Raw genomic sequence first — 3,121 nt, 5'->3', positions numbered from 1 at the left:
AGTACCGCTTCGATCCTGCTGCCATAGGTTTCATCCTCCCTTGAGAGGAGCCCTCCGGAAATCCCGGGAGGGATCAGACCTCCCGGCAGCGGCCGCATGCTCGCGCATGTTGTGGGTGCCGGTGTCGATCCAGATGGTGTTGTGCACGATGCGGTCCATGACGGCGTCGGCGTGTACTCCGGAGCCCAGGCGCTGGTGCCAGTCCTTCTTGGAATACTGGGTGCAGAACACGGTCGACCCGGTGTCGTAGCGTCGTTCAAGGAGCTCGAGGAGCATTCTGCTGATCGTCTCGTCGGGGTGGTCTAGGAGCCATTCGTCGATCACCAGCAGGGAGAACGCGGCGTACTTTTTGAGGAATTTGTTCTGGCCTTGGGGTCGGCCTTTGGCCAGGGCCCAGGCTTCTTCGAGGTCGGGCATTCGGATGTAGTGCGCCCGGAAGCGGTGCTGGCATGCCTGCTTGGCCAGGGCACAGCCGAGGTAGGACTTGCCCGAGCCGGTGAAGCCCTGGAAGACGACGTTCTGTTGGCGCTGGATGAACGAGCAGGTGGCCAGCTGCGCGAGGACGGCGCGGTCCAGGCCGCGTTCCTCGACCAGGTCCACGCGCCGCAGATCGGCTGCTGGGTAGCGCAGGTTGGCCCGGCGGATGAGTCCGTCGATCTTGGAGTGGTTGAAGCTCTCGTGGGCGTGGTCGACGACCAGCTGCAGGCGCTCGCCGAAGTTCATGCCGACCACGTGGTCGTCGTGTTGCGCTTCGATCGCCTCGAGCAGTGGCTGGGCGCCCATCTCGCGGAGCTTGCGCTTGGTCTCGCTATCGATGCTGCTCATCGGGTGCTCCTGGCGTAGTAGTCGGCGCCGCGGACGTACCCGCCGGCCTGTTCGGGCTTCGTGCGTGGCTGTAGGGCGGCGGTCTTGTCTTGGCCGGTGGCCAGGATCGGGTGGATATGCGCGTAGCGGGGCGAGCGCACGGGCCCGGTCAGCGCCAGGGCGCAGGCGGCTTCGACGCGCTCGGCTGAGAACCGCCGCGAAAGGCGCAGCACCGCCAGGGCGGCGTCGAGGCCCTGTTCGTCGACGGGTACGGATTCGAAGATCCGGTTGATCACGATGACCGCCGCTGGCCCCACCCGCTCGGCCCACTCCCGTACCCGGGGTGCATCCCACTGTTGGTACTGGCGGCCGGCCGGCAGGTCGGCGTCGTTGGTGCGGTACTGCCCGGCGGCTCCAGCTGGGAGCAGCAGGTGGCTGGAGATCCGCTCGGTGCCGCGGTAGATCTCCAGCGTGCGGGCGGTGATCCGCACATCGACCTTGGTACCGATGTGGGCCAGCGGGGCGGAGTAGAAGTTGCGCTCGAACACCACGTGCCCGTTGCGGCCGACCCGGCGGCCGTAGAGCCACCGGCTGATCTCGAACGCCACCGCGGGCAGCGGCGTGAGTAGCGGCCGCTCCTCGGCGGTGAACACGCTCAGTCTCGAGCCGGGGCGTTTCTGGAATGGTTCGCGGTTTTAGGCGTCCATCCGCTCACCGATCGCCTCGGCCAGTTCGGGCACCGTGTGAAACGTCCGGTCCCGCAGGCCGGCGATCACCCAGGTCGCCACGTGCGCCACGGTGTTCTCGGTGCTCGCCTTGTCCTTCGGGCGCCGTATCCGGCCTGGCAGAACGGCTGCGGAGTAGTGGGCGGCCATCTCCCGGTAGGCGTCGTTGAGGACGATCTCGCCGTCGCGGGGGTGCTTGACCACGCCGGTCTTGAGGTTGTCGCACACGATCCGCGGTACCGACCCGCCGATGGCGTCGAACATCGCCACGTGAGCCCGAAGCCACGCGTCCTGCTGCATGTCGGTGCTGGGCCAGACGAACGCGTACCGGCTGAACGGCAGGCACGCCACGAACAGATACACCTTCCGCGTCGCCCCGGTGACCGGGTCAGTCACCTCCATCGTGGGGCCGGACCAGTCGACCTCGACCGTCTGGCCGGCCTTGTGCCCCACGCGGGAGGCGGCGCCGGTCACCATCACGTGTCGCTGGTAGGTCTTGCACCACCGGTCATATCCCATCGCCGGCGCTTTCGCGTGGGCGCAGCGGTCGGTGTACTCGCCGTGCAGCAGCTTGAGCGTGACCCCGACCCGGGCCATCTCGCGGTGGACCTGCTCCCAGTCCGGCTGGGCGAACACGCTCTCGTGCTCACCGCGCCCCGGGAACAGGCGGGCGTACACCCGCTCATCGGTCAGCTCGGCGACGTCGTCCCAGCTCGTCTCGGTCGCATCGGCGGCCTCCAGCACCGCGGTGATGCTCTTGCGGGACATGCCCTGCGAGGCGGCAATTGCCCCCCGGACAGGCCTTCGGCGCGAAGCTGCAACACGAGCTTCGCCCTGATCTTCCGTACAGTCACGGATTGCTCCTTCCGCCGCGTGCCCTATACACGCGGCGGAAGGAGCCTAGAAGCGGGTGGCCCCCACGGGCGCTACTGCTGGCCCCCAAGCGCAATATTCGCGATCCCGGCCACTGGCCCCCGGAGGCAATACCGGTGGACCCCAGTGAGACGAATATTCACTTGTGCTCGATACGGTCCGCCGGGTCAACCCCGCGGTACTCGGGGCGGATCGCTCGCACGCGGTCCTTAAGCACGGTCATCGAGTGCGGCCAGGCGATCCGCTCGGCGATCACCGTGGCCGGCATCGTCGGATACTCCGCCAGAAGCTTGCGGATCTCCGGTTCGAACGCATCGGCCAGCGATCCCTTCGGGGCTCGCTTGTACTTCGGCGGCTCGGATGAGGCCAACGCTGATCGCACCGTATTCCTCGCTATCCCCAGCCTCCTGGAGATCTCCTTGATCGGCACACCCTCGCTGTTATGCAACCGGCGTATCTCGGCCCACTGCTCCACCAATCACCCTCCCAGGGTCGGGAGGGGTCAAGATTCACCCGTCACCCGGGGGTCAGTATTCACCCGCCGTCGACAAACGTAGAGGGCACGCCCGTTGGTGCAAGGAAGTCCAGTCCTTTCGCGGCTTCCACAGCGCTTTCTATTGACAGTCGATGCGGAGGCGCGTAGGTCAAGCCCCAGAAGGTGGTGTAGGACGGTGATCCCTTCTCCTGTCCTGACTATGCAGCAGGAATCGCGGCAGCAG

General features: G+C 66.7%; 1 protein-coding gene and 2 pseudogenes. All 3 read right to left on the bottom strand.

The genetic code is table 11. From position 1 onward, the window contains the following. Positions 1-30 precede the first annotated feature (30 nt). The gene (locus NVV99_RS26070) at positions 31-825 is read right to left on the bottom strand and encodes an ATP-binding protein (RefSeq protein ID WP_260783263.1); all 795 of its coding nucleotides are present in this window, start codon (positions 823-825) and stop codon (positions 31-33) included. Continuing rightward, positions 822-2,383: pseudogene (gene istA / locus NVV99_RS26065) on the bottom strand (IS21 family transposase). The gene NVV99_RS26070 and the pseudogene istA overlap by 4 nt, the downstream one beginning before the upstream one ends. Positions 2,384-2,556: 173 nt before the next feature. Beyond that, positions 2,557-2,880, bottom strand: a pseudogene (locus NVV99_RS26060) (IS21 family transposase); the annotation flags it as partial. Positions 2,881-3,121: the final 241 nt, after the last annotated feature.

The organism is Rhodococcus sp. PAE-6 (assembly GCF_025290685.1).
Classification (GTDB): domain Bacteria; phylum Actinomycetota; class Actinomycetes; order Mycobacteriales; family Mycobacteriaceae; genus Rhodococcus; species Rhodococcus pyridinivorans.
Note: the sequence above shows the minus strand (reverse complement) of the source record. Positions and strands in the feature narration are given on the sequence as shown.